1 protein-coding gene is annotated in these 307 nt (G+C 65.8%); it reads right to left on the reverse strand.

What is annotated here, in order from left to right; genetic code table 11:
- On the reverse strand, positions 1-188 hold a 188-nt coding region (locus tag IG78_RS43665; RefSeq protein WP_037687806.1), incomplete at its 3' end, for a hypothetical protein.
- Positions 189-307 lie beyond the last annotated feature (119 nt).

Below are 307 nucleotides of genomic sequence, written 5' to 3' on the forward strand. Positions count from 1 at the left end.
CGTGTGCCGTCGGTGGCCTTGCGGTGCAGCAGGTCTTCGCGGGTCTGGCCGTAGGGGTTGCGGCTCATGACGGCGGCGATGTCGCTGGGGGCGATTGAGTGGCTGCGCCAGGCGCGCTCCTCGTCGCTGCCCTGCACGAGGTCGCCCACGAACCTGGCTGTGGGGGCGGTGAGCTGGGGTGCGGTCATCGGATCGCCCCTTCCAGTGAGCGCTACATCTCGACACTTGAAAACGTAGCGCACTGCCGCTACGTTTTCAACACCCCGTACGTAGCTCCTAGTTGTGGAGGCACTGTGACTCCGTCCGT

Origin of the sequence: Streptomyces aureocirculatus, assembly GCF_000720475.1 — a bacterium.
In the GTDB taxonomy this organism is placed as follows: domain Bacteria; phylum Actinomycetota; class Actinomycetes; order Streptomycetales; family Streptomycetaceae; genus Streptomyces; species Streptomyces aureocirculatus.